This window comes from Mycolicibacterium cosmeticum (assembly GCF_000613185.1).
Lineage (GTDB): Bacteria > Actinomycetota > Actinomycetes > Mycobacteriales > Mycobacteriaceae > Mycobacterium > Mycobacterium cosmeticum.
In genome coordinates this window covers 262873-287533 of the sequence record NZ_CCBB010000002.1, presented here as the reverse complement: position 1 = coordinate 287533, position 24661 = coordinate 262873, and the positions used below count along the sequence as shown (strand labels likewise).

Sequence of the window (24661 nt, the reverse complement as noted above, 5' to 3'; positions counted from 1 at the left end):
GATCAGGCGGCCTGGTCGAACGCCACGGCCGACAGCGGCACCGCGGCGGCCTGGCGGCCGTGCGACGCCTGCCGGCGCGCGGCGCGTTCGGACACCGCCCCGGCGCGCTTGGACAGCGCGATGAACGAACCCGAACGGACGACGCCCAGCGGTCCGGGGCCGGCGAAGCGGGCGATGCCCGAGGCCTGCATGACGAAATTCGCCTTGGCCTGCCGGTAGCCGATCCGCACGCCGACGCCGGACACCACCAGCAGGCCCCCCAGACCCGGCAGGGCGAGGGCGGCCAGCGCCGCGATGGACACCGGCACGAGCATCTTGCTGACCGCGCGCTCCAGGACCGACGCCGTGGACCCGGTCGAGCTCACGCCGTGCAACGCCAGCGGCTCGGTCCGGGACAGTTCCTGGCTCAGCCCGACCGACGCGGTGCCGGCGAAAGCCGGCGGTGCCGCGACGGGCGCGGCCGGCGTCACGAGGGCGGGGGCCGCGGGGGCCGGCGCCAGCAGCACCGGCAGCAGGTCCATCGGGGTGGCCGCGGGCCCGGTCTCCCGCAGGGCGTCGGCGCTACCGCCGACGGCGGCGACGGGCGGCGTCGAGGTGGCCGGGAACCCGAGCAGCGTGGAGAGGTCACCGGGGATCTCGGTGATGGTGGTGACCGATTCGCCCACCGACGTCAGCACGGACTGCACGGTGGCCAGCACGTCGCCGACCGGGTTGGTGGACGTCGGCAGCGTCGCCAGCAGGGCCGGGAGCGCGTCGAAGGCGTCCCTGGCGGAATTGGCGGCCGCGTTGAACGAACCGGACACCGAGGACGCCAGCTGGTTCACCGGCGGCGGTTTGAACGAGAACGGGGACGCCGGCTTGGGCTTCGGCGCAGTGGAGGTCGTCGTGGACGGTGTGGTCGACGGTTCCGTCGACGGCGCGCCGCCCGCGGTGGGATCGGTGGTCGGGTCCGGCGCGGTGGTGCCCTTCTCGTCGGTCGACGACGAGGTCTGTCCGGTACCGGTGGTGTCGCCGGCGTCGCCCGCGGCCGTCTGCTGCGAGCGCGGCGGCGGGAAGATGGTCACCTTCGGCGTCTGGTGCGTGGTGCCGGCCCCGCCGAACGCCCCGGTGAAGTCCCGGATGGTGGTCCGGACGCGGTCCTGGATGCCGGCGATGACCGCACCCGGCCGGAGGTTCTTCGTGGTGGTGCTCGGCGAGGTGGGCGAGGTCGGCGAACCGGTCGAGGTTTCGCCGCCGGTACCGGTCTGCGAGGACGACCCACCGCCGTCGGTGCCGGTGTCGGCAATCGCAACCGCCGTCGAGCCGAGGAATCCACCGCCTCCGAGGAACAACGTCGCCGACACCGCGCACACGCTCATCGCACTGCGCATCCGCCTCATGACATCGTTCCTCGCACCCCAGTTTCGCCGGTCGCCGAATACCGGCCGCATTTCACATAACGGGCTCCGGCAATCATAAGATATGTCACCGCGGACAAATTATCGACGTGTTCAGCGAAATCCCGGCGAATCCACATCGACCGTCACCGGCTCGTGACCCGCTATGCGCGGTGCGCTCCGCCCGGGTACGGGCCGCCGGGCAGCTGCTGGGTCGCCGCGTCGACCGGGGCCGCCGGCGGAGTGGGCGGCAGCGACGCCGGAGCGCCCAGCGGCGGCGTGGACGAGCGGGCCTCGGCCTCGGCCCGCGCCACGGCCTGGGCGATGGCCGGGTCGGTGTCGGTGGAGAACCAGTCGGCGACCTCTTCGTCGTCGTCGGTACTGGGCGTGTCGTCCACCGGCGACGGGGTGTAGCGGAACACGCCGTCCTCGCCGGGAGCACCCAGCAGTTTGGTGAATCCCTGCAGCGCCGAACCGAAGTCGCTGGGCACCAGCCACACCTTGTTGGCCTCCCCCTTGGCCATCTGCGGCAGCGTCTGCAGGTACTGGTAGGCCAGCATCTCCGGGGTCGGGCGGCCCTTCTTGATCGCCGCGAAGGTCTTCTCGATGGCCTTGGCCTGGCCCTGCGCCTGCAGGTAGGCGGCCGCCCGCTCACCCTGCGCCCGCAGCATCCGGGATTGCCGGTCGGCCTCGGCGGCCAGGATCGCGGCCTGCTTGGCGCCCTCGGCCGCCAGGATCTGCGCCTGCTTCTGGCCCTCCGCGGCCTTGATGGCCGCTTCCCGGCTGCCCTCGGCGGTGAGGATCATGGCGCGCTTCTCGCGATCGGCGCGCATCTGCTTTTCCATCGAGTCCTGGATGGACGGCGGCGGATCGATGCTGCGCAGCTCCACCCGGGCCACCCGCAGACCCCACCGGCCGGTGGCCTCGTCGAGCACGCCGCGCAGCTGCCCGTTGATCGAGTCACGCGAGGTCAGGGTCTGCTCCAGGGTCATGCCGCCGACGACGTTGCGCAGCGTGGTGGTGGTCAGCTGCTCGACGCCGACGATGTAGTTGCTGATCTGGTAGACGGCGGCCTGGGGGTTGGTCACCTGGAAGTACACGACGGTGTCGATGTTGACCGTGAGGTTGTCCTCGGTGATCACCGGTTGCGGCGGGAAGGACACCACGCGCTCGCGCAGGTCCACCCTGGCGCGGATCTTGTCGACGAACGGCAGCAGCAGGGTCAGCTGACCGGACACGGTCTTGCTGTATCGGCCCAGCCGTTCGATGACGGCGGCCTCGGCCTGCGGTATGAGGGCCACCGATTTGGCCACCACGACGATGGCGAACAACACCAGAACGGCCAACAACACGAGGCCGGCGACAGCACCTTCCATGGCGGGCTCCTTCCCCGAGATCAGATGGTCTTGTAGACGACCGCGGTGGCACCGTCGATGCGGATGACGGTGACGTGGTCGCCGGGTTCGAACACATCGTTGTCGTTGAGGGGCCGGGCCGTCCAGACCTCTCCGTCGAGCTTGACCTGTCCCTGATGGCGCGCCACCTTGTCCAGCACCAGCGCGCTCTTGCCCTCCAGCGCCTTCACCGGTTCCGGCAGGCCGGTGCCGGCGGTGAACCGGCGCCGCAGCGCGGGCCGGACCAGCACCAGCAGCAGCACCGACACGACCAGGAACACCGCACCGTCGGCCCAGATCGGCCAGTCGAAGAAGAAGCTGGTCCCGGTGGCGGCCAGTGCGCCACCGCTGAGCATGAGCAGGAAGAAGTCACCTGTCAGCGCCTCCGCACCGGCCAGCGCCAGTGCCGCAACCAGCCAGATCAAAGCGGGCATACAGGAACATTAGCGGTTTTCGACCCGCCCGTTGCCGTTCCGCGGGCCATCAGGCCGGATGTCTCACCAGCAATTACACTGCGAGCATCATGTGGTGCCCGAGTGCTTCTCTGTCTGTATGGGTCAACTCCTGGCTCGCGGGGGTGGCCGCGCCCGACGACGTCCTGGACGCGTTATCCCAATGGGCGCCAAAGCATTCGGTGACCGCGTATGACTCGGTGGCGGCCGGCTGCACCGGGTTGCCCTGGCCGGACCTGTTCCATTCCGGCACCATGTCGCTGCTGCAGACCATGCGCACCGCGGCCGGCCCGCAGACGGGCGCGCCGGCGCTGACACTGGTGCTGCCGGTGCCCGGCGATGTCCGGGGTCTGCCGGCGGGCACGCAGTTCCAGCGCGATGCCATCACCATCGGCGAGGCCATCATCATCGGCCAGGATCCGGCGGGCGCCGTCGGCCTGGTGCCCGAGTTCGACTACGACGATCTCGACGACCCCGACTACGAGCCGGACCCGATTTCCCTTGCCTGGACCGTGTACTCGGTGCCGGCGCCGGGCGTCGTGGAGCACCTCGACCTCGGTGAGGCCGAGTACACCCTGCGCTCCGCGGTGCGCGCGGCCGCCGACGCGCTCGGTGCGCTGCGGGCCGGCGCCGACGCCGCCGACGTGGACGATCCGCGCGGCATGGTGGAGCAACTGCTGGAGGCCACCCGGCTGCATCGCGCGCCCGAGCACGCACCGGAGCGGGCCTTGCGGGTGCTGGAGAACGCCGCGCACGTGGACGCCATCATCACCGTCAGCTCCGGGCTGATGCCGATCGGGCTGCAGAGCTCATCGGCCATGCAGATCGCCAGCGATACCCTGCGGCCGCTGTCCTCGGTGGTGCGCTCGGCGCGGCTGGCCGCGGTCAGCGCGATCATGTATTCGGCCTGGCGCAGGTAGCGGCGTCAGCCGGCGACGCACCCCGGCGTGCAGACGGCACCGTTGGTGCTGAAGCCGTAACCGGGCACCGGGTCGGCGCCACCGGCGCGCACCGGCGGCAGGCCGCGCTGGGCCTCGTCGACCAGATCCATTGCCAGTCGGGCGAATCGGGGCTGCGCGTTCGGCGTGCCGGCCCGCGCGAACGCGATCCCCGCGGCCGCGGCCTGCTCGGCCAGTTCGTTGTCCAGGTCCCACACCACCTCGATGTGGTCGGCGACGAAGCCGACCGGGCACACGATGACCGCCTCGGTGCCGGCCTGCGCCAGCGCCTCCAGATGGTCGCCGACATCGGGTTCCAGCCAGGGCACCTGCGGGGGGCCGGACCGGGATTGCCACACCTGGTCGTAGTCGTCGTACCCGGCCGCGGCGGCGACCAGGCGCGCGGTATGGCCGACCTGGCGCTGATATAGGTCCTGGCCGCACCGCGAGGCGGCGCGCAGCGGAATGGAATGCGCGGTGAACACCAGCCGGGCCCGGTCGCGCAGGTCCGGCGCGAGGGTGGCCGCGGCGTCGCGCACGGCGTCGGCGAACATCTCGATCAGCAGCGGATGATCGAAGTACTGGCGCAGTTTGGTCAGTTCAGGGGCGGCCGAGCCGGCCGCGGCGCGACCCCGCGCGATGTCCTCCTGGTACTGCACACAACCGGAATAACCGCCCCAGGCCGAGGTGGTGAACACCGCCGCATGCCGAACACCGTTGTCGCGCATGGTCGCAACGGTGTCCTCCACATAGGGCTCCCAGTTGCGGTTGCCGAAGTACACCGGCAGATCCCAGCCGCGCGCCGCGATCTCGGTCTCGATCGCGCCGATCAGTTCCCGGTTGATGCCGTTGATCGGCGACACTCCCCCGAAATGCAGGTAGTGCTCGGCGACCGCCGCCAGCCGCTCCGGCGGCACGCCACGGCCCCTGGTGACGTTCTCCAGGAACGGCATGACCTGCTCGGGCCCCTCCGGGCCACCGAAGGACAGCAGCAGGACCGCGTCGAAGTTCATCGGATATCGCTACAGCAACTGGGTGCTGGCGCCACCGTCGGCATAGATGATGGTGCCCGTGGTGGCGGGCAGCCAGTCCGACAGCAGCGCACACACGGTCTTGGCGACCGGGGTGGGGTCCTTCATGTTCCAGCCGATCGGGGCGCGCTGGTCCCAGCCCTCCTCCAGCAGCCGCATCTGGTCACCGGCCTCGGCACCGAGCGCACCGCCGACGATGGCGCTCATCGCCAGCGTCCGGATGGGGCCCGCGGCAACGAGATTCGAGCGCACCCCGTAGGGCCCCGCCTCGCGGGCGACGAACCGGTTCACCGATTCCAGGGCGCTCTTGGCGACGGTCATCCAGTTGTAGGCCGGCATCGCGCGGGTCGGGTCGAAGTCCATGCCCACGATCCCGCCGCCGGGATTCATGATGGGCAGCAAGGCCTTCGCCAGCGAGGCATAGGAGTAGGCGGAGATGTGGATGCCCTTGGCGACATCCTCGTACGGGGCGTCGAAGAACGGGTTGATGCCCATCCCGCTCTGCGGCATGAAACCGATCGAGTGCACCACGCCGTCGAGCTTGTTGTCCGCCCCGATCACCTCGGACACCCGGCCCGCCAGCGAGTCCAGGTGCTCCTGGTTCTGCACGTCGAGTTCCAGCAAGGGAGCCGGATTCGGCAGCCGGTCGGCGATGCGCTGGATGAGCTTGAGCCGGTCGAAACCGGTCAGCACCAGTTCGGCGCCGGCCTCCTGCGCCACCTTGGCGATGTGGAACGCGATCGAGCTGTCGGTGATGATCCCCGTGACGAGGATGCGCTTGCCTTCGAGAAGCCCTGCCATGTGAAAGTCCTTACTGTTCGCGCGAATTCGAGAAGTTCTGGCGACGGCCGCCGTCAGTGACCCATGCCCATGCCGCCGTCGACCGGGATGACCGCGCCGGCGATGTAGGAGGCATCCTCGGACGCCAGGAAGCTCACCACGCCGGCGACCTCCTCGGCGGTACCGACCCGCTTGGCCGGGATGAAGTCCAGCGCGCCCTCCTGGATCCGTTCGTCCAGCGCGCGGGTCATCTCGGTGTCGATGTAGCCCGGTGCCACGACGTTGGCGGTGACGCCGGCCTTGGACAGCTCGCGGGAGATGGACCGGGCCATGCCGATCAGCCCGGCCTTGGCGGCCGCGTAGTTGGCCTGGTTGCCGATCCCCCACATCCCCGACACCGAGCCGATGTAGATGATCCGGCCGAAGCGCTTGCGCTGCATGCTGCGCGAGGCCCGCTGGGTCACCCGGAACGCCCCGGTCAGGTTGGCGTTGATGACCTCGGTGAACCGCTCCTCGGTCATCCGCATCAAGAAGGCGTCCTTGGAGATGCCCGCGTTGGAGACCAGCACCTCGACCGGGCCCTGGTGCTCCTCGACCTCGGTGAACGCGCGGTCGACGGCCGCGTTGTCGGTGACGTCGCACTCGACGCCGAACAGCCCCTCCGGGGCACCGGATCCGCGATGGGTGACCGCGACCTTGTGGCCGTCGGCGGCCAGTCGCTGCGCGATCGCCAGGCCGATGCCCCTGTTGCCACCGGTCACCAACACCGAGCGCGACACGAAGGGCGGACGACCAGCCGAGGGTTGCGAGACTTCACCGTCACTCATGCCGCCAAACCTATCGCCAAGCCCACCGTTCGCCGAAATCGGAGTGCCCGCACTCAGCCGGGCAGCCTGCGATTGATCAACAGCGCCGCCAGCGCCGAGGCCGCCAGCACCAGCGCCCCCAGCCGCAGCCAGCCCATGCTGGCGTCACCCTTGATGGTCTCGTAGCCGATCTGCTGCTGCAGCGAGGTGAACACCGCCTTGAGCTGTTCCAGGCTGGACGCGGTGAACGCCTCGCCGCCGGACAGGTCGGCGATCTTCTTGAGCATCTCGTCGTCGACCGGCACCGGCTGGCGCTGATCGTTGATCTCGACGTAGCCGTACGGGGTGCCGAAGGACACCGTCGAGATCGGCACGCCCTGGTCCTTGGCGGTGCGCGCCGCCGTGTAGGCGCCCTTCGGGTTGTCCGGGTTGGACGGCACGGTCTCCTTGCCGTCGGACATCAGCACGATCCGGGCCGGTGGCGGTTCGTCACCGCCGCCGATCACGGCGCCGACGGTGGCGATGGCCTGCAGCGCGGTGAAGATGCCCTCACCGGTGGCGGTGCGGTCGGCCAGCTGCAGCTTGTCGATACCGCTCTTGGTGGCGTCGCGGTTGGTGGTCGGCGAGACCAGCACGGTGGCGGTGCCGGCATAGGCGATCAGCCCCAGGTTGATCCCCGGGGTCAGCTGGTCGGCGAACTGTTTGGCCGCCTCCTGGGCGGCGACCAGCCGGCTGGGCGCCACGTCGGTGGCCCGCATGGACTGCGAGACGTCGATCACCAGCATGACCACCGCACGGTTGCGCGGGATGCGGACGTCGTGGGTGGGGCCCGCCATCGCGACGGTGAACAGCAGCAGCGACGCGACCAGCAGGATGGCGGGCACGTGCCGCCAGCGGGTGGGCTGTTTGGGCGCCACCTTCTCCAGCAGTTCCATGTTGGCGAAGCGCAGGATGCGCTTCTGGCGGGCCAGCTGCACCACGATGTACAGCCCGACCAGGCCGAGGATCACCAGCAGGAACAGGAAGAACCACTTGTGTTCGAATCCCGTCAGCGTCATCGGTCCGAGCAACGGCAAAGTCATGTGCGGCTTGTCATTTCCGTTTCGATACTCATCGGGCTGCCAGGGCGCCGCGCCGGCGGTTGGCCACGAACCGGACCACGTCGGCGATCCAGTCCCGGTCGGTGCGCAGGGTCAGCAGGGGGGCGTCGCAGCGGCGCAGGGTGCGGGCCACCTCGGCGCGGTGCGCGGCGGCGGCCTTGGCGAAATCGTCGCGCAGCTTGGCGTCGATGGTGAATTCCCGCGTCACACCGGTCTCGGTGTCCTGCAGGATCACATCGCCGATATCGGGCAGTTCGATATCGCGGGGATCGAGGATCTCGATGCCCAGCACCTCGTGCCTGCCGGAGATGGCGCGCAGCGGCCGCATCCAGTCGATCGGGCCGAGGAAGTCGCTGATGATCACCGCCATCCCGCGGCGGCGTTCCGGGCGGCGCAACGCGTCGATGGTGGCGGCCAGGTCACCGCGCACCCCGGGCGGGGCCTGCGGGGTGGTGGCGATGGCCCGCAGCAATTCCTGCTCGTGCAGCCGGCCCGACAGCGCCGGGACGCGGCGCAGGGTGTCGCCGTTGGAGATCAGCGCGCCGAGCCGGTTGCCACCGCCGCTGTTGAGGAAGGCGATCGCGGCCGCGGCGGCCACCGCCAGGTCGCGCTTCTCGCAACCGGCGGTGCCGAAGTCCAGGCTGGCCGACACGTCGACCACCAGCCAGGTCTCCAGCTCGCGGTCGGCGATCATCTGGCGGACGTGCGGGTGGGTGGTGCGGGCGGTCACCGACCAGTCCATCCGGCGGACATCGTCGCCGGGCTGGTACATCCGGGACTCGCCGGGTTCGGACCCCGGGCCGGGGATCAGGCCGAGGTGGTCCCCGTGCAGCACGCCGTCGAGCTTGCGGCGCACCGTGAGCTCGAGCTTGCGCAGCGCGGCGGACAGTTGCGGGTCACGGATCTCGCCGCGTTTGAGCGACGGCAGGTCGACCGTGCGGCCCGCATGATCCGGCACGGCGCCGGTCACCGACCGCTGGCCGCCGCCGCGGCAGGCACCCCGGGAGGCGCCGAATGTCCGTGCTGTGGAATCGCATTCACCTGCGGCAGCCCGACGGTCTGCAGGATGCGGTTGATCACGGTCTCCGAGGAGATCTCGTCGGCCAGCGCGTCGTAGGTGAGCACCAGCCGGTGCCGCAGCACATCCGGGATGACCTCGACGACGTCCTGCGGGATGACGTAGTCGCGCCCGCGCACCAGCGCCAGCGCGCGGGAGGCGGAGATGATGCCCAGCGAGGCACGCGGCGAGGCGCCGTAGGCGATCCACGACTTGGCGTCGGGCATGCCGAACTTCTCCGGCTCGCGGGTGGCGGTGACGACGCGCACCACGTAGTCGACCAGGGCGTGGTGCACGAAGTTGTTGGCGGCCACCTCCTGCAGGCGCAGCAGGTCGCCGGTGTTGAGGATCTGCTTGGGCTCCGGCGGTTTCACACCCATCCGGTAGATGATCTCGCGCTCTTCCTCCGGCGACGGGTAGTCGACGTTGAGCTTGAACAGGAACCGGTCGCGCTGCGCCTCGGGCAGCTGGTAGACGCCCTCCTGCTCGATGGGGTTCTGGGTGGCCATCACCAGGAACGGATTGGGCAGCGGGAACGTCTTGCCGCCGATGGAGATCTTGCGCTCGGCCATCACCTCGAGCAGGGCGGACTGCACCTTGGCCGGCGCGCGGTTGATCTCGTCGGCGAGCAGGAAGTTGACCACCACGGGCCCGAGTTCGATGTCGAACTCCTCCTTGCCCTGCCGGTAGATGCGGGTACCGACGATGTCGGTGGGCACCAGGTCCGGGGTGAACTGGATGCGGGCGAAGGTACCGCCGACCACCTTGGCGAAGGTCTCGACGGCCAGCGTCTTGGCCACGCCGGGCACGCCTTCGAGCAGCACGTGACCCTTGGCCAGCAGCCCGACCAACATGCGCTCCACCAGCTGGTCCTGACCGACGATGATCCGCTTGACCTCGAAGATCGCGCGTTCGAGGGTGTGCACCTCGTTCTGCAGCGCGCTGTTGTTGGTGGGGGCGGCGGAAGCCTGTGTCGGCGCTCCGGGCGGGTAGCCCTGCGTCGGGGCCGGGCCTGGGTAGCCTCCGGCGCCCTGCGGCGGCCCACTCGGTGACGTCATCTAGCTTCCTCCCACAGTCGTTGTGTGTACCCGGCTGGTCAACCCTGAACTACCAGGGCGCCGCCGGTGCGGCGACACGCCCGCCGTCAACTATTCCAGGCAGTCGGGGATCCGTCGACGCCGCGGGCCCCTGCTCAGGCTGTCCTCAGGATTCGATGATGCGCGACAGGTGCGGCGACATGCCCGCCATCCGGACCGGGCTGACAGTCACCTTCTCGGCGCTGCCGGAGGCCTCCAGCATCTTGCCGCCACCCAGATAGATGGCCACGTGCTGGCTGCCACCGGGCCCGTAGAAGATCAGGTCACCGCGCTTGGCCTGCGACGGCGGGATGGGCCTGCCGGTGTTGTACTGGTCGCCGGAGTACTTGGGGATCTGCACCCCGACACCGGCGAAGGCGTACCGGGTCAGGCCGGAACAGTCGAAGCCCATCTTTCCGGCGTCGTAGTCCACCCCGGGTCCCGGGCCGGTGAGCGTGCCCCCGCCCCACGAGTACGGCACACCCATCTGCGAGCCCGCGCGGCGGATCACGTATTCGATCGCCTGCGGGCCGCGCACCCGGCCGCCGGGCAGGGCGGCGGCCGACTTGGGTGCCAGGCCGAGGGACTGCAGGAACTGCTGCCCCAGACTGGCGGTGGTGTCCAGCGCGATCTTGCTGACCTGGAAGCCGGCGTTGGCCATGGCCACCGGATCACCGGGCCCGCCGGAGCTGACGATCTTCGGCAGCGTCGGATCCCATTGCCCGTCGTCGGGCGCCGCGGCGGCCGAGGGTCCGCCGATCACGGACCCGAGCGTCAGCGCCACCCCGGCGAGAACCGAGACGACGGCCACCTTGAATCGAAACATCTTGGAGCGCAATACAATCCTCAGGTCAGTACTCGATGTAGCGAATGACGTACGGGGTCATGCCGCCGGTCCGCACCGGCGAGACCTTGACGTTGGACCCGGTGTAGGGCGCCTCGAGCATCTGCCCGTTGCCGAGGTAGAGGGCGACGTGCTGGCTGCCGCCGGGGCCGTAGAAGATGACGTCGCCGCGGCGCATCTCCGAGGACGGGATCTTGCGGCCCATGTCGTACTGCGAGCCCGAGTAGTGCGGCAGCTTGATCCCGACCCCGGCGAAGGCGTACAGGATCAGGCCCGAACAGTCGAAACCGACTGTGCCCGCCCCGGAGTCGATGCCCCGGCTCGGGCCGCCGGCGTTGCCGCCACCCCACGAATACGGCACGCCCATCTGCGACATGGCCCGCTGGATCACGTACTCGGAGGCCTGCCGGCCGTACACGCGCGGGATCGCGCCGTTGGTGTAGCCGGTCGGCGTGGGGATCAAGCCCAGCTTCTGCAGGAAGGTGCGGCCCATGTTCGCGGTCAGCTGGGCCGAGGTGTTCATGATGCCGAGGATCGCGTTGATGATCGCGATCGGATCCCCGCTGACGAAGGCGCTGGGGATCATCGGCAGGGTGGTGTCCCACTGGCTGGTGTTGGCCGGGGCGGCGGTCTTGCCCGGGGCGCGGTCCCAGTCCGCGCCCGCGGCGGGAGCCGGCCCCGGGCCCCCGGGTTTGGGCGCGGCCTGCGGCCGGGCCGCGTCGGGGGCCGGTTGGGCCGCGTCGGGGGCCGGTTGGGCCGCGTCGGGCACCGGCCGCTGGGCGGCGGCCAGTTTCGCCTGTGCCGCACTGCGTTCGGCGGTCAGCTTGTCCAGTTCCTGCTGCTGGCCGGCGAAGGTCTGCTGGGCCTGGGTCAGGCTGGCCACCGCGGCGTCCTGGCTGGCTTGTGCGGCGGCGGCGGCCTTGTCGGCGGTCTCCTTGGCCAGCCGGGCGGCCGACTCCCGGTTGATCTGTTCGGTGCGGGCCCGCTGCAGGTCGGTGATGACCTGTTGTGAGCTCATGGCGAGCGCCTGGCCGGCCGCGGCGGTGCGCAGCGCCTCGGCCGGGTCCGCAGCGGTCAGGTAGGACGCGGACGGGCCGTTGACATAGGTGGCGGCGGCGAAGGTGTCGAAACGCTTCTGCGCGTCCGCGATCCGGGCGTCGGCGGCGCTGACGCCGCGCTTGCTCTCGTCCAGTTTCTGCTGCGCAACCGCGACGTTGTCGCGGGCGTCGGCGACGGCGACGAGGGCCTTGTTGACGCTCTCCTGTTGCATCTGCACGGCCGCGCCGAGGTCGTGCAATTTCTGGTCGGCCTCGGCGACCGCGGCGACGAGCGCGGCGATCCCCTCCGGGCCCACCGGTTCGGCGACCGAGATGGCCCCGTTCGGCATGGTCCCTGCCAGCAGCACGCCGAAGGTCACCGGAACCGCGCACAGCTGCGCGTACCACCGGGAGGCGCCAGGGGTGCGTCTCATTGGACTCAGGTCTCCTAGGGCTGGACGCGAACGTCGTGGCACTTCACGCAGTGCCCGTAGCGGCCCCGGGGCGATGCTCTCCCATCACATGGATCACATCAATCACAGCTGCAACTACAGGCACTGTCTGCACCGTACGTCACAGCACGCTCTAAAGAAACTTTAGTAACAAATTACATGATTGTAATTGAATCCGTCGTTACCGAATGGTGATATTCGAATTCGCCGGAGCCACTCGCCGGCTACTCGCGAGCCAATCACGCCATTACTGCGGCGCGCCGGATACCGCTTTTCCAGCAACATCTCGCCTGGCACGAACCTGCAGCATACGAGCTCCGACGGCGGCCGCAGCTACCCCGAGCACCAGCACGATGGTAAACGGCGTCCAGGGAAAGTCCGGGGTCTGCAACTGTGACACGAAATTCTTCGAAGATTGGACGGCATTACCCGTTTTCGCCAGGTCCTGACCGGCCTCCAAGGTGACCCGGTCATAAACGTGACTGTAGGTCCCCGCGAAGCCCGGGCTGATCACCAGGACCGTGGATCCCGGGTAGACCGTGCCGACGTCGTTGGCCACATCGCGCAGCGGCGTGTCGATCGGCGGACTGGTCGGCAGCACCACCAGCTTGAGGTCGATGCCCTGGGCCTTGGCGTCGGCCACCACCTGGGCCAAACCGGCCGGGTCGGCCGACGCGGGAGCGGCCACCCCGTCCTCGCGCACGTCGGCCAGCACCTGCGCCATGCATTGGTCCACCGGGGTGGTCAGGCCCAGACCCACGGTGGAACAGACGTCGGGCGGGATGTACGCGGGCACGAACTGAACCGTCACCCGGCAGACGGTACGCGAAATTCACCGGAGCGAGTGGCAGCACGCGCGCGAGGAGACAAGACTGGAACCGCCCCCTCGGGCGATTCACAGGACAAGCGTACTGTTAGGATTATCGGCGCCGTCGACACAGCCCGTCACGGCGATGACTAACCGGGAGTTGATGTGACTAGCACAGATTCGGTCAATTCATTTGGAGCCCGCGACACTCTTACCGTCGGGGACAACAGTTACGAGATCTTCCGCCTCGACGCGGTACCCGGGACCGAGAAACTGCCCTACAGCCTGAAGGTGCTCGCGGAGAACCTGCTGCGCACCGAAGACGGCGCCAACATCACCAAGGAACACATCGAGGCCATCGCGAACTGGGATCCCTCGGCCGAGCCGAGCATCGAGATCCAGTTCACCCCCGCCCGCGTGCTGATGCAGGACTTCACCGGCGTGCCCTGCATCGTCGACCTCGCCACCATGCGTGAGGCCGTCGCCACCCTCGGCGGCGACCCGAACAAGGTGAACCCGCTGTCCCCCGCCGAGATGGTCATCGACCACTCCGTCATCCTCGACGTGTTCGGCAACGCCGGCGCCTTCGAGCGCAACGTCGAACTCGAATACGAACGCAACGGCGAGCGCTACCAGTTCCTGCGCTGGGGTCAGGGCGCGTTCGACGACTTCAAGGTCGTCCCCCCGGGCACCGGCATCGTGCACCAGGTCAACATCGAGTACCTGGCCCGGGTGACCATGGTGCGTGACGGGGTGGCCTACCCCGACACCTGTGTGGGCACCGACAGCCACACCACGATGGAGAACGGCCTGGGCGTGCTGGGCTGGGGCGTCGGCGGTATCGAGGCCGAGGCGGCCATGCTGGGCCAGCCCGTCTCGATGCTCATCCCCCGCGTCGTCGGCTTCAAGCTGACCGGGGAGATCAAGCCGGGCGTCACCGCCACCGACGTGGTGCTCACCGTCACCGACATGCTGCGCAAGCACGGCGTCGTCGGTAAGTTCGTCGAGTTCTACGGCAAGGGTGTGGCCGAGGTGCCGCTGGCCAACCGCGCCACCCTGGGCAACATGAGCCCCGAATTCGGTTCCACCGCAGCCATTTTCCCGATCGACGAAGAGACCATCAACTACCTGCGCCTCACCGGGCGCAGCGACGAGCAGCTGGCGCTGGTCGAGGCCTACGCCAAGGCGCAGGGCATGTGGCACAACCCGGACCACGAGCCGGCCTTCTCCGAGTACCTCGAGCTGGATCTGTCCACCGTGGTGCCCTCGATCTCGGGCCCCAAGCGTCCGCAGGACCGCATCGAACTGTCCGACGCCAAGAACGCCTTCCGCAAGGACATCCACAACTACGTCGAGGAGAACCACCCGACGCCGGAGACCAAGCTGGACGAGGCCGTCGAGGAGTCCTTCCCCGCCAGCGATCCGGCCTCGCTGTCCTTCGCCGACGACGGTGCGGTCGACGTCCGCCCGTCGGCCGCCAACGGGGCCGCGGGCCGGCCGTCCAAGCCGGTCACCGTGCGCTCCGAGGAGCGCGGTGAGTTCGTGCTCGACCACGGCGCCGTCGTCGTCGCGGGCATCACCTCGTGCACCAACACCTCCAACCCGTCGGTCATGCTGGGTGCCGCCCTGCTGGCCAAGAAGGCCGTCGAGAAGGGCCTGACCACCAAGCCGTGGGTCAAGACGAACATGGCGCCGGGGTCGCAGGTGGTCACCGACTACTACAACAAGGCCGGCCTGTGGCCGTACCTGGAGAAGCTGGGCTACTACCTGGGTGGCTACGGCTGCACCACGTGTATCGGCAACACCGGTCCGCTGCCCGACGAGATCTCGGCGGCCATCAACGACAACGACCTGTCGGTGACCGCCGTGCTGTCGGGCAACCGCAACTTCGAGGGCCGCATCTCCCCCGACGTGAAGATGAACTACCTGGCTTCGCCGCCGCTGGTGATCGCCTACGGCATCGCGGGCACCATGGACTTCGACTTCGAGACGGACCCGCTCGGCCAGGACGGCGACGGCAACGACGTGTTCCTCAAGGACATCTGGCCGTCTGCCGCCGAAATCGAGGAGACGATCGCCAGCTCCATCAACCGGGACATGTTCACCGACTCCTACGCCGACGTGTTCAAGGGCGACGAGCGCTGGCGTTCGCTGCCCACGCCCGAGGGCAACACCTTCGAGTGGGACGCGAAGTCCACCTACGTCCGCAAGGCCCCCTACTTCGACGGCATGCCCGCCGAGCCGCAGCCGGTCAAGGACATCACCGGCGCCAGAGTGCTTGCGCTGCTGGGTGATTCGGTGACCACCGACCACATCTCACCGGCCGGCAGCATCAAGAAGGGCACCCCGGCCGCGCAGTACCTGGAGGCCAACGGCGTCGAGCCCAAGGACTTCAACTCGCTGGGGAGCCGGCGCGGCAACCACGAGGTGATGATCCGCGGCACCTTCGCCAACATCCGCCTCAAGAACCAGCTGCTCGACGATGTGTCCGGTGGCTACACCCGCGACTTCACCCAGCCTGGTGGTCCGCAGGCGTTCATCTACGACGCCTCGGTCAACTACCAGAAGGCCGGCATCCCGCTGGTCGTGCTGGGCGGCAAGGAGTACGGCTCCGGCTCGTCGCGCGACTGGGCGGCCAAGGGCACCACGCTGCTGGGTGTGCGCGCCGTGATCACCGAGTCGTTCGAGCGCATCCACCGCTCCAACCTGATCGGCATGGGCGTCATCCCGCTGCAGTTCCCCGCCGGTGAGTCGGCGGCGAGCCTCAAGCTGGACGGCACCGAGACCTTCGACATCACCGGTATCGAAGAGCTCAACGCCGGCAAGACGCCCAAGACCGTGCACGTCACCGCCAAGAAGATCGCGGAAGACGGCACAGTGTCTTCAACGGTGGAGTTCGACGCCGTGGTCCGCATCGACACCCCCGGTGAGGCCGACTACTACCGCAACGGCGGCATCCTGCAGTACGTGCTGCGCAACATGCTGAAGTCCTGAGCCAGAGTCCCAGGCGATAAGTCAGCGCAGTGCCCAAAGTCACCGACGACCATCTGACGGCACGCCGGCGCCAGATTCTCGACGGTGCCCGGCGCTGTTTCGCGGAGTACGGGTACGAGAAGGCGACCGTGCGGCGGCTCGAACACACCATCGGGCTGTCGCGCGGCGCCATCTTCCACCACTTCCGCGACAAGGACACGCTGTTCTTCGAACTGGCCCGCGAGGACGCCGAGCGGATGGCCGAGGTGGCCTCCCGCGAGGGCCTCATCCAGGTGATGCGCGACATGATCGCCGCACCGGAGCAGTTCGACTGGCTGGCCACCCGGCTGGAGATCGCGCGCAAGCTGCGCAACGATCCGGCCTTCCACGCCGGGTGGGCCGAGCGGTCAGCGGAGCTGTCGGCCGCGACCAGCGAGCGGTTGCGACGGCAGAAGCAGGCCGGCCGGCTGCGCGATGACGTGCCCGGTTCGGTGCTGCAGAACTATCTGGACCTGGTGCTCGACGGGCTGGTGGCCCGGCTGGCATCCGGCGACACCACCGAAAACCTCAGCGCGGTGCTGGACCTCGTCGAGGAGTCGGTGCGCCAGCGCGGCTGATCAACCGATGCGCCGGTGATTGGGCCCACCGCGGCTGCGCATGGTGGTGCCGGATTCCCGCAACATGCTGTGCACGGACCCGTACGAGCGGCCGGTCATCGCCACCAGTGACCGGATGCTCGCGCCCCGCTCGTACGCGGTGCGCAGCTCGGTCAACACCTGGTCCCGGGACTTGCTGCTTTCGTTCATCAGACGTCTCCCCACTTCTGCGAATGCATCCCGCGGGTACACAGCCTAGGAAGCGGTCAAACCTGATGGGCCGAATTCGGGAAATGCGTTGCGAACTCAAACAAGTCCGCACGCCGCCGCAAACTCAGGCGAGTTCGATCAGGTCCCGGTACTCGTCGGACCAGAAGTCCTCGGTGCCGTCCGGCAGCAACACCACCCGCTGCGGATCCAGCGCCTCGGCGGCGCCCGGATCGTGGGTCACCAACACCACCGCACCCTCGTAGCTACGCAGCGCGTCGAGCACCTGCTCACGTGAGGCCGGGTCGAGGTTGTTGGTCGGCTCGTCGAGCAGCAACACGTTGGCGGTCGAGGCCACCAGGCCGGCCAGCGCCAAGCGGGTCTTCTCGCCACCGGACAGCGTCCCGGCCGGCTGGTCCAGCTGCGGACCGGTGAACATGAAGGCGCCCAACAGTCCTCGCAGATCCTGCTCGCCGGTGTCGGGTGCGGCGTGCCGGATGTTCTCCCAGACGCTCGCCCCGTTGTCCAGGGTGTCGTGCTCCTGGGCGAAGTAGCCGATCTTCAGGCCGTGACCGGGAACCAGGCCGCCGGCATCGGGCGTCTCCACGCCGGCCAGCAGCCGCAGCAGCGTCGTCTTGCCCGCGCCGTTGAGCCCGAGCACCACCACGCGCGAGCCGCGGTCGATGGCCAGGTCCACCCCGGTGAAGATCTCCAGCGAGCCGTAGGTTTTCGTCAATCCCTTGGCCACCAACGGTGTCTTGCCGCACGCCGCCGGGGTGGGGAACTTGATCCTGGCCACCTTGTCGGCCACCCGCTCGGCATCGAGCTCGGCGATCATCCGCTCGGCGCGACGCAACATGTTCTGCGCCGCAACGGCTTTGGTGGCCTTGGCGCCCATCTTGGCGGCCTGGGCCCGCAGCGCGCCCGCCTTCTTCTCGGCGTTGGCCCGCTCGCGGCGGCGCCGCTGTTCGTCGGTGGCCCGCGCGTCGAGGTACTTCTGCCAGCCCATGTTGTAGATGTCGGCCTCACCGCGGACCGCGTCCAGGAACCACACCCGGTTGACGACGTCGGCCAGCAGGTCCACATCGTGGCTGATGACGACGAGTCCGCCGGTGTGGTTCTGCAGGAAGGTGCGCAGCCAGCCGATCGAGTCGGCGTCGAGGTGGTTGGTGGGCTCGTCGAGCAGCAGGGTGGTGCCCGAGCCCGATCCCTCGGACGCGGCGAACAGGATGCGGGCCAACTCCACCCGGCGGCGCTGACCGCCCGACAGGGTGCGCAGCGGCTGGGTCAACACCCGGTCGGGCAGTCCCAGGCTGGCGCAGATCCGGCCGGCCTCGCTCTCGGCGGCGTACCCGCCGAGCGCGGCGAAGCGTTCCTCGAGCTGGCCGTAGCGGCGCACGGCCTTGTCCCGGGCGGCGTCGTCGGCAACCTCGGCCATCAGCGCCTGCTGCTTCTCCAGCTCCGACAGCAGGGTGTCCAGACCGCGGGCCGACAACACCCGATCCCTGGCCAGCACGTCCAGGTCACCCTCGCGGGGGTCCTGCGGCAGGTAACCGACCTCACTGGTGGTCTCGACCTTGCCGGCATAGGGTTCGCCCTCGCCGGCCAGGATCCGCATGGTGGTGGTCTTGCCGGCGCCGTTGCGCCCGACCAGCCCGATCCGGTCGCCGGGCTGCACGCGCAGTGCCGCACCCTCGATGGACAGCAGTGTGCGCGCCCCGGCGCGGACCTCCAGGTCCGTTGCGGTGATCACGCACCTACCTCCTACTACTTGTCGTCTGTGAAAACTGCCGGCCGCTTCTCGGCGCGCGCGGCGACCGCTTCCTCGAAATTGGCGGTGAGCAGACGCACGAACAGCTGGCCCAGTCCTTCGGCCTGCATATGCCCCTCGAGGCTGGCGGCGTCCAGTCCACTCCACAGCGTCCGCTTGGTCAACTCGGTTCCTGGCCGGGAAAACGCCGCGATGCGCTGGGCAATTCCGTAGCAGTATGCCAGCAACTCGTCCTCGGCCACCACTTGCGAGACCAGCCCGATCCGTTCGGCCTCGGCCGCGTCGACATCCCGACCGGTCAGCATGATCTCGAAGGCCCGCGACGCCCCGATGGCCCGCGGCAGCAGGTAGGACAGCCCGAGCTCGCTGGCCGTCAGGCCGTTGTTGATACCGGCGGCCCGGAAGTAGGCGCCCGTCGCGGCGACCCGGATATCGCAGGCCAGCGCCAGGCACAGGCCCCCGCCGATGGCGGCTCCGTTGACCGCGGCGATCACCGGCTGGTGCAGCCGGCGCAGCGCCAGGATGACCTCGTCGAGCACTTCCATGGACCGCAGGGCGAACGTCGGCCGGGTCAGCCCGGCCACGTGCGGTACCGAGCCCGCCGACTTGTGGTCGGCGCCCGAGGAGAAGCCGCGGCCGGCGCCGGTCAACACCACGACGCGGACGTCGTTGTCGAAGCGCAGCTCCTCCAGCACCGTCCGCAGCGGCACCATGACGTCGAACGCCATCGAGTTCATCCGCTCGGGCCGGTTCAGCGTGACCAAGGCCACGCCCGGCTGCGGTCGGTCGATGAGGACGAAATCGCTGTGATCGGTCACACGTGCACGCTAGCGCGTGCCCGGTGCGTCAGTTCTGCTGCGACGCGATGGCCGCGTCAGTTCTGCTGCGACGCGATGGCCGCGTCGATATCGAACTCTTTGATCTTGGTGATCAGCTCGTCGAGTTGCGCGGGGCCCAGCGCGCCGGACTGCCGGAACACCTGGTGGCCCTTCTTGAACGCCATCAGGGTCGGGATGGCCTGGATCTCGGCGGCCTGCGCCAACTCCGGCTCCGCCTCCGTGTCGACCTTGGCGTGCACCACGTCGGGGTGCTTGTCGGCGGAGGCTCCGTAGGTCGGGGCGAAGGCGCGGCACGGACCACACCACGACGCCCAGAAGTCGACGATCACGATCTCGTTGTCGTCGAGGATGCCCTTGAATTCGGCTGCGGTGATGTCTCGTGTACCCACGTTTTTCCTAACGTTTTCCCGATTCCGGTTGTTCCGTACTCAGCTTCTGACGACCATCTTCGCCGCCACCCGCGCGCAGTGCTCGGCGTTGGCCAGAATCTGCCGTTGCCTACGTGGCCACCAGAACACTTCTACCCCCAGCAGGGCCAGATATACGGCCGACGCGATCGCATTTCCGGCCGATCCGTACACCGCATCCCACAACGCGGTTCCCGCCGCCACGACCAGCAGCAGCCACACCAGCCAGCGCAGTGGCCGCACCCCGGCCGCCGCGGCGATCAGCCCGGTGGCGTAGTCCAGGACGGCCCGGGCCTGGCCGGTGACGGCCGCCCCGCCGCGGACGGTACGCGCCACCGCCACCCGCTCTCCCGGGCTCAGCGCCGCCGCGCCCGGCCAGTACCGGGCCATCCGGCGTCCCATCCAGGCGCCGTAGCCGACGGCCAGCACCAGGAACGCGATGACGCCACCGAGCGCCATCCCGGAGTCGAGCCAGGCCAACACGCCGACGACGGCCCCGACCGCGACACCGACCGTGACGCCCCGCGTCACCGCGCCTGCGCGCCACACGAACGCCGGCACCGTCAGCATCGTGTCATTGTGCGCCGCCGTGCCCGGCGCCGCGGCGGGATCCGGGAGAGGTCAGCGGCGTTCGCCGAGCCCGGCCTCCCTGGCCCGGACGATCGCCTCCGACCGGTCGGCCACCTGCAGCTTGGCGAAGATGTTCGACACGTGATTGGCCACCGTCTTCGGTGAGATGACCAGGCGCCTGGCGATGACGGCGTTCCCGTGGCCGGCGGCGATCAGCTCCAGCACCTCGTTCTCGCGTTCGGTCAGTTGCGGGAAAGCGGCCGCCGCCACCCCGTGCGGATGGGCGAAGTAGTCGATCAGCCGGTGCGCGATCGCCGGACCGAAGATGGCCTCGCCGTGGGCGGCGGCCTGGATAGCGCGGACGATCTCGTCCTGTTCGGCACCTTTGAGCAGGTAGCCGCGGGCACCGGCCTGCATGGCCGCGAACACCGAGGTGTCGTCCTCGAACATGGTGAGCACCAGGAGGGCGACCGTGGGGGTGGCGGCCATGATCCGGCGGGTCGCCTCGATACCGTCGGTTTCGGGCATCTGCAGGTCCATCACCACCACGTCGGGCTCGAAAGACCGCGCCGCGGCGACGGCCTCGGCACCGGTGCTGGCCTCCGCGACCACCTCGATTCCGGCGGCCACCGACAGCACGGTGCGCAGGCCGCTGCGAACCAGCGGATGGTCGTCGGCGATGACGACGCGCAGCGGAGGTTTTGTCGCGGTGCTCATCGTTCCCGCAACGGTAGTTTCGCGAGCACCCGGGTGCCACCTTCGGGACTGGCTTCCACCGACAGGGTGCCGCCCAGCTCGCTCGCGCGTTCGCGCATCGACGCGAGCCCGACGCCGGGCATCCAGGTGGCGCCGGTGCCGACACCGTCGTCGACGACCTGGACCTCGAGGGCACCGTTCATCGAGATGCGTAGCAGGCAGTGATTGGCGTTGGCGTGCCGAGCCACGTTCGTGACGGCCTCGGCACCGATGCGGTAGGCGGCCACCTCCACGGCGGCGGGCAACGGCGGCAGGTCGGCGGGAGCCTCCACGGTGACCCGTAACCCGTCGACGCGGCCGCTGCCCGCCCGGACGAACCCGGCCGCCTGTTCGCGAAGCGCGCGCACCAGGCCGAGCTCGTCCAGCGCCGGCGGTCGCAGGTCGTACACCAGGCGCCGGATCCCCTCGATGGACGCCTTGACCTCCGCCCGCAGCTGGACCAGCAGTTCGTCGGCGGCGCCCGGGTCACTGTGCAGGACGTTGCGGGCGGCATCGATCTGCAGCGCCACCGCGGTCAGTGTCGGGCCGAGACCGTCGTGCAGATCACGGCGGAACCGGCGCCGTTCCTCCTCCAGCGCGGCCACCAGCCGTTCACGCGAATCCTGCAGTGCCGCTGTCAGTGCGACGGCGTGCACGGCGACGCCGGCCTGGCGGGCGACGTCGTCGAGCAGTCGGCGGTCGGCGGGGGTGAAACCGTCGTCTCCGCTGCGGGCGGCCAGCGCCAGCGAGCCGACCGGCGCCCCCTGATACTGCAGCGGCAGCCGCAAGGCAATCGGTGCCTCATGTCCATAGGAGGCAACGATTTTCGGGTTGCCCGTGGTGTCGTCGCCCAGGATCCGGTTCGGCACCTCGACGGCGACGTAGGGCAGTTTGAGCGCGTGGCCGACGGTTTCGACGAGGCGCGGCAGCACCTCGTCCGGGGCCAACGTCGATTCCAGCCGTTGCCCCAGCTGGGACAACACCTCGTACGGTTCGTCACGCGCGCCGTACAGCAGCCGGTTGGCGCCGCGCTGCAAGCGATACCGCAGCGGGTTGAACGCCGCGGCCACCACACCCGTGGCGATCAACGACGGGATCAGCCCGGCGCTGGCCTGCAGGACCGCCCCCGTCGCGGCCACGATCGCGACGTACATGGCCAGCACCAGGATGGTCAGTGCGCCGTAGACGAGCGACCGCTTGAGGATGACGTCGATGTCGTACAGCCGGTACTTGAGCACGGCCACCGTGATGGTGCAGATCAGCAGGGCCATGTGCAGCTTGAACGCCAGGCCACTCGGGGTGCCGGGCGCGATATAGCCCATCGCGATGGTGACGGGCAGAAAGACCGCCACCGAGGCGAGCCACTTCAGCTGCAGCCGTTCTTCGCCGCGGGCCCGCCGGAAGCGCAGCAGCAGGCTGACCACCCCGACGATGAGCACCAGATCCAGCACGGTGTCGGAGATCCGGTGGGCCTCGGTCAGTGCGTCACCCCAGGCCGCGATCCCGACCGGGTTGTCGATGGTGGCCAGGCTCGTCGCGTCGGCGACCATCGCGCCCGGGCGGAAGATCTGGGAGATCAGCAGCACGGCGGTGGCCAAGGCGGCGACGCCCAGCACCGGCGCCCAGCGCCGGGACAGCAGCCTGCCGTCGGGGAACACCAGCAGCACCGCGGGGATGACACCGATGTAGAGCACCCAGGACCAGTTCGACAGCCACAGCGCCCATTGGCCACCGGGCAGGTCGTGACCGGGGGTGAGCAGGGTGTAGACCGCGTACTCACTGCCCAGCGCGGTGGCCGCGGCCGCCAGGCTGGCTCCGCAGAACAGCCAGCCGAAGGGATTACGTGGGCGTTTGGTGACGATCAGCGCGCCGGCCGCGGCCCACGCGAACGTCTGCAGCACGGTGGCCGTCCAGAGTTCGGTCTTCAAGCCGGAGGTGTCGAGCGTGCGGTTCATCCAGTGCATCACCACGGTGACGGTGCCCAGCACCACGGCGAGCCCGGCGGCTCCGCAGGCCATCCGCACCGCACCGCGCCAGAACGTCATGGGTCAAGCATGAACGAAACGGCTCCCGTCGTCATGGGTGCGCATTCCCGACCGGTCCGGGAATCGGTGCACCGGGAAAACCTCCCGGCCGATGGGGTGCCGGCACCCGTGTCCCGAGGTGTCTGGGCGCGCCAGGTTTGTCACATCAACGACAAACCAGCGAAAGGAACGATCGTGCGAACTCACCCGATCACCGCCGCCACCGCGGCCGCCCTCTTCACCGCCGCCGTGGCAGCCTCGGCCTCGGCCGCGGCCGCGCCGTCGGGCCCGTCGAACGCCCAGGACACCGTGAATTCGTTGAGGGCCCAGGGCTATTCGGTGATCCTCAGCCGGACCGGGACGGCGCCGTTGACCCAATGCCTGGTGCACGCCATCCGGCCGGGCCAGGAGGTCACTCGCAGTGACAGCAGCGGCCCCGGCGACACGTTCACCACGGTCGTCGTCTCGAAGTCGATCTACCTCGACATCGAGTGCTGAGCACTCGGTCGGGCCGAGGTGCTGAGCACTCGGTCGGGCCGAGGTGCTGAGTACTCGGTCCGATCAGACCGTGAAGCCGAGCGCCCGCAGCTGCTCGCGGCCGTCGTCGGTGATCTTGTCCGGGCCCCACGGCGGGTTCCACACCCAGTTCAGCTTGATGTCCTTGACCAGGCCCGCTCCGATCAGCGCGGTGCGGGTCTGGTCTTCGATGACATCGGTGAGCGGGCAGGCCGCCGAGGTCAGCGTCATGTCGATCAGCGCGACCTTGCCGGCCTCCCCGTCCTCCAGGTTCAGCCCGTACACCAGGCCGAGGTCCACGACGTTGATGCCCAGCTCGGGATCGACCACGTCACGCATGGCCTCTTCGACGTCGGCCAGCAGTAGTTCTTCGGTCTGGTCACTCATCGTTTCTCCTCCACCTCAGCGCTCGCCTCGGCGAGCGCATCATGTTCTGGCCTGGCGTCGGCCAGGGCGGCCTTGAAAGCCATCCAGCCCAGCAGTGCGCATTTCACCCGGGCCGGGTAGCGGGATACCCCGGCGAAGGCGATGCCATCGCCCAACACATCCTCGTCCCCCTCGACGTTGCCGCGTGAGGAGATCATCTCCGTGAACGCCGCGACCGTCTTGAGCGCATCACCGACGGACTGGCCGATCACCTGGTCGGTGAGCACCGACGTCGAGGCCTGGCTGATGGAGCAGCCCTGCCCGTCATAGGAGATGTCGTCGACGGTCTCGCCGTCCTCGGACAGCCGGACCCGCAGCGTCACCTCGTCACCGCAGGTCGGGTTGACGTGGTAGACCTGCGCACCGTACGGCTCACGCAGGCCTCGGTGGTGCGGATGCTTGTAGTGGTCCAGGATGACTTCCTGGTACATCTGCTCCAGTCTCAC

General features: G+C 69.1%; 25 protein-coding genes. 4 read left to right on the top strand and 21 right to left on the bottom strand.

Going from position 1 to position 24661, the window contains the following annotated elements:
* Positions 1 to 2: 2 nt before the first annotated feature.
* The 3 genes from BN977_RS16670 to BN977_RS16660 form a co-directional block, all read right to left on the bottom strand.
* Positions 3 to 1379 (bottom strand): hypothetical protein, encoded by a 1377-nt coding sequence (locus tag BN977_RS16670; protein ID WP_131590149.1) that lies wholly within the window; start codon positions 1377 to 1379, stop codon positions 3 to 5.
* Positions 1380 to 1540: 161 nt separating this feature from the next.
* Positions 1541 to 2752, bottom strand: coding sequence for an SPFH domain-containing protein (locus BN977_RS16665; RefSeq protein ID WP_024453947.1), 1212 nt, complete (start codon positions 2750 to 2752; stop codon positions 1541 to 1543).
* A gap of 20 nt (positions 2753 to 2772) precedes the next feature.
* Positions 2773 to 3204 (bottom strand): NfeD family protein, encoded by a 432-nt coding sequence (locus BN977_RS16660; RefSeq protein WP_024453946.1) that lies wholly within the window; start codon positions 3202 to 3204, stop codon positions 2773 to 2775.
* An 89-nt stretch (positions 3205 to 3293) separates the two neighbouring features.
* Here BN977_RS16660 and BN977_RS16655 point away from each other — a divergent pair, with 89 nt between their 5' ends.
* Complete coding sequence (locus BN977_RS16655; RefSeq protein WP_036399701.1) at positions 3294 to 4142, top strand: Rv1486c family protein; 849 nt, start codon at positions 3294 to 3296, stop codon at positions 4140 to 4142.
* Between the two features lie 5 nt (positions 4143 to 4147).
* Here the strand turns inward: BN977_RS16655 and BN977_RS16650 are convergent, their stop codons facing one another.
* The 9 genes from BN977_RS16650 to BN977_RS16610 form a co-directional block, all read right to left on the bottom strand.
* Positions 4148 to 5173, bottom strand: coding sequence for a ferrochelatase (locus BN977_RS16650; RefSeq protein ID WP_036399699.1), 1026 nt, complete (start codon positions 5171 to 5173; stop codon positions 4148 to 4150).
* A gap of 9 nt (positions 5174 to 5182) precedes the next feature.
* Entirely contained in the window at positions 5183 to 5992 is an 810-nt protein-coding gene (gene inhA, locus BN977_RS16645; protein WP_024453943.1) for an NADH-dependent enoyl-ACP reductase InhA, read from the bottom strand.
* A gap of 53 nt (positions 5993 to 6045) precedes the next feature.
* Positions 6046 to 6798 (bottom strand): 3-oxoacyl-ACP reductase FabG1, encoded by a 753-nt coding sequence (gene fabG1 / locus BN977_RS16640; RefSeq protein ID WP_024453942.1) that lies wholly within the window; start codon positions 6796 to 6798, stop codon positions 6046 to 6048.
* 53 nt (positions 6799 to 6851) lie between these two features.
* A complete protein-coding gene (locus BN977_RS16635) occupies positions 6852 to 7859 on the bottom strand; it encodes a VWA domain-containing protein (protein WP_036399696.1) in 1008 nt (335 codons plus the stop codon).
* A gap of 28 nt (positions 7860 to 7887) precedes the next feature.
* Positions 7888 to 8835, bottom strand: a complete 948-nt coding sequence (locus BN977_RS16630) for a DUF58 domain-containing protein (protein WP_024453940.1) — start codon at positions 8833 to 8835, stop codon at positions 7888 to 7890.
* Positions 8836 to 8843: 8 nt separating this feature from the next.
* Positions 8844 to 9992 carry a chaperone MoxR1 gene (gene moxR1, locus BN977_RS16625; protein WP_024453939.1) on the bottom strand — a complete coding sequence of 383 codons (1149 nt, stop codon included), beginning with the start codon at positions 9990 to 9992 and terminating at the stop codon, positions 8844 to 8846.
* Positions 9993 to 10137: 145 nt separating this feature from the next.
* Positions 10138 to 10836 carry an NlpC/P60 family peptidoglycan endopeptidase RipB gene (gene ripB / locus BN977_RS16620; protein ID WP_036399693.1) on the bottom strand — a complete coding sequence of 233 codons (699 nt, stop codon included), beginning with the start codon at positions 10834 to 10836 and terminating at the stop codon, positions 10138 to 10140.
* A 25-nt stretch (positions 10837 to 10861) separates the two neighbouring features.
* On the bottom strand, positions 10862 to 12325 hold the full coding sequence (gene ripA / locus BN977_RS16615) for an NlpC/P60 family peptidoglycan endopeptidase RipA (RefSeq protein ID WP_036399690.1): 1464 nt from the start codon (positions 12323 to 12325) through the stop codon (positions 10862 to 10864).
* A gap of 265 nt (positions 12326 to 12590) precedes the next feature.
* The gene (locus BN977_RS16610; RefSeq protein WP_024453936.1) at positions 12591 to 13154 is read right to left on the bottom strand and encodes an Rv1476 family membrane protein; all 564 of its coding nucleotides are present in this window, start codon (positions 13152 to 13154) and stop codon (positions 12591 to 12593) included.
* Between the two features lie 162 nt (positions 13155 to 13316).
* Between BN977_RS16610 and BN977_RS16605 the strand changes: the two genes are divergently transcribed.
* Together BN977_RS16605 and BN977_RS16600 are read left to right on the top strand one after the other, a co-directional pair.
* Positions 13317 to 16145, top strand: coding sequence for an aconitate hydratase (locus BN977_RS16605; RefSeq protein ID WP_036399688.1), 2829 nt, complete (start codon positions 13317 to 13319; stop codon positions 16143 to 16145).
* 29 nt (positions 16146 to 16174) lie between these two features.
* Entirely contained in the window at positions 16175 to 16741 is a 567-nt protein-coding gene (locus tag BN977_RS16600; RefSeq protein WP_036399685.1) for a TetR/AcrR family transcriptional regulator, read from the top strand.
* Here BN977_RS16600 and BN977_RS16595 read toward each other — a convergent pair whose 3' ends face one another.
* The 7 genes from BN977_RS16595 to BN977_RS16565 all read right to left on the bottom strand — a co-directional run bounded on the left by BN977_RS16595 (position 16742) and on the right by BN977_RS16565 (position 23294).
* Complete coding sequence (locus BN977_RS16595) at positions 16742 to 16930, bottom strand: helix-turn-helix domain-containing protein (RefSeq protein WP_024453933.1); 189 nt, start codon at positions 16928 to 16930, stop codon at positions 16742 to 16744.
* Positions 16931 to 17054: 124 nt separating this feature from the next.
* Positions 17055 to 18680 (bottom strand): ABC-F family ATP-binding cassette domain-containing protein, encoded by a 1626-nt coding sequence (locus tag BN977_RS16590; RefSeq protein WP_024453932.1) that lies wholly within the window; start codon positions 18678 to 18680, stop codon positions 17055 to 17057.
* 14 nt (positions 18681 to 18694) lie between these two features.
* Complete coding sequence (locus BN977_RS16585; protein ID WP_036399682.1) at positions 18695 to 19516, bottom strand: enoyl-CoA hydratase; 822 nt, start codon at positions 19514 to 19516, stop codon at positions 18695 to 18697.
* Positions 19517 to 19572: 56 nt separating this feature from the next.
* Positions 19573 to 19926, bottom strand: coding sequence for a thioredoxin (trxA, locus tag BN977_RS16580; protein ID WP_024453930.1), 354 nt, complete (start codon positions 19924 to 19926; stop codon positions 19573 to 19575).
* A gap of 39 nt (positions 19927 to 19965) precedes the next feature.
* Positions 19966 to 20514 carry a hypothetical protein gene (locus BN977_RS16575; RefSeq protein ID WP_036399679.1) on the bottom strand — a complete coding sequence of 183 codons (549 nt, stop codon included), beginning with the start codon at positions 20512 to 20514 and terminating at the stop codon, positions 19966 to 19968.
* Positions 20515 to 20565: 51 nt separating this feature from the next.
* A complete protein-coding gene (locus BN977_RS16570; protein WP_036399677.1) occupies positions 20566 to 21231 on the bottom strand; it encodes a response regulator in 666 nt (221 codons plus the stop codon).
* A complete protein-coding gene (locus BN977_RS16565; RefSeq protein WP_036399674.1) occupies positions 21228 to 23294 on the bottom strand; it encodes a sensor histidine kinase in 2067 nt (688 codons plus the stop codon). Before BN977_RS16565 ends, BN977_RS16570 begins: the two co-directional genes overlap by 4 nt.
* A gap of 174 nt (positions 23295 to 23468) precedes the next feature.
* On the opposite strand from BN977_RS16565, the gene BN977_RS16560 reads away from it, so the two are divergent.
* On the top strand, positions 23469 to 23771 hold the full coding sequence (locus BN977_RS16560) for a hypothetical protein (protein WP_036400379.1): 303 nt from the start codon (positions 23469 to 23471) through the stop codon (positions 23769 to 23771).
* Positions 23772 to 23834: 63 nt separating this feature from the next.
* Here the strand turns inward: BN977_RS16560 and BN977_RS16555 are convergent, their stop codons facing one another.
* Together BN977_RS16555 and sufU are read right to left on the bottom strand one after the other, a co-directional pair.
* Entirely contained in the window at positions 23835 to 24176 is a 342-nt protein-coding gene (locus tag BN977_RS16555; protein ID WP_024453925.1) for a metal-sulfur cluster assembly factor, read from the bottom strand.
* A complete protein-coding gene (gene sufU, locus BN977_RS16550) occupies positions 24173 to 24661 on the bottom strand; it encodes a Fe-S cluster assembly sulfur transfer protein SufU (protein ID WP_024453924.1) in 489 nt (162 codons plus the stop codon). Before sufU ends, BN977_RS16555 begins: the two co-directional genes overlap by 4 nt.

Coding starts and splice junctions, on each gene's coding strand:
- BN977_RS16570 (WP_036399677.1), bottom strand. CDS start 21,231: ATGAGCACCGCGACAAAACCTCCGCTGCGCGTCGTCATCGCCGACGAC.
- BN977_RS16665 (WP_024453947.1), bottom strand. CDS start 2,752: ATGGAAGGTGCTGTCGCCGGCCTCGTGTTGTTGGCCGTTCTGGTGTTG.
- BN977_RS16595 (WP_024453933.1), bottom strand. CDS start 16,930: ATGAACGAAAGCAGCAAGTCCCGGGACCAGGTGTTGACCGAGCTGCGC.
- BN977_RS16660 (WP_024453946.1), bottom strand. CDS start 3,204: ATGCCCGCTTTGATCTGGCTGGTTGCGGCACTGGCGCTGGCCGGTGCG.
- BN977_RS16650 (WP_036399699.1), bottom strand. CDS start 5,173: ATGAACTTCGACGCGGTCCTGCTGCTGTCCTTCGGTGGCCCGGAGGGG.
- BN977_RS16655 (WP_036399701.1), top strand. CDS start 3,294: ATGTGGTGCCCGAGTGCTTCTCTGTCTGTATGGGTCAACTCCTGGCTC.
- inhA (WP_024453943.1), bottom strand. CDS start 5,992: ATGGCAGGGCTTCTCGAAGGCAAGCGCATCCTCGTCACGGGGATCATC.
- BN977_RS16555 (WP_024453925.1), bottom strand. CDS start 24,176: ATGAGTGACCAGACCGAAGAACTACTGCTGGCCGACGTCGAAGAGGCC.
- BN977_RS16635 (WP_036399696.1), bottom strand. CDS start 7,859: ATGACTTTGCCGTTGCTCGGACCGATGACGCTGACGGGATTCGAACAC.
- BN977_RS16670 (WP_131590149.1), bottom strand. CDS start 1,379: ATGAGGCGGATGCGCAGTGCGATGAGCGTGTGCGCGGTGTCGGCGACG.
- ripB (WP_036399693.1), bottom strand. CDS start 10,836: ATGTTTCGATTCAAGGTGGCCGTCGTCTCGGTTCTCGCCGGGGTGGCG.
- ripA (WP_036399690.1), bottom strand. CDS start 12,325: ATGAGACGCACCCCTGGCGCCTCCCGGTGGTACGCGCAGCTGTGCGCG.
- BN977_RS16565 (WP_036399674.1), bottom strand. CDS start 23,294: ATGACGTTCTGGCGCGGTGCGGTGCGGATGGCCTGCGGAGCCGCCGGG.
- moxR1 (WP_024453939.1), bottom strand. CDS start 9,992: ATGACGTCACCGAGTGGGCCGCCGCAGGGCGCCGGAGGCTACCCAGGC.
- fabG1 (WP_024453942.1), bottom strand. CDS start 6,798: ATGAGTGACGGTGAAGTCTCGCAACCCTCGGCTGGTCGTCCGCCCTTC.
- BN977_RS16575 (WP_036399679.1), bottom strand. CDS start 20,514: ATGCTGACGGTGCCGGCGTTCGTGTGGCGCGCAGGCGCGGTGACGCGG.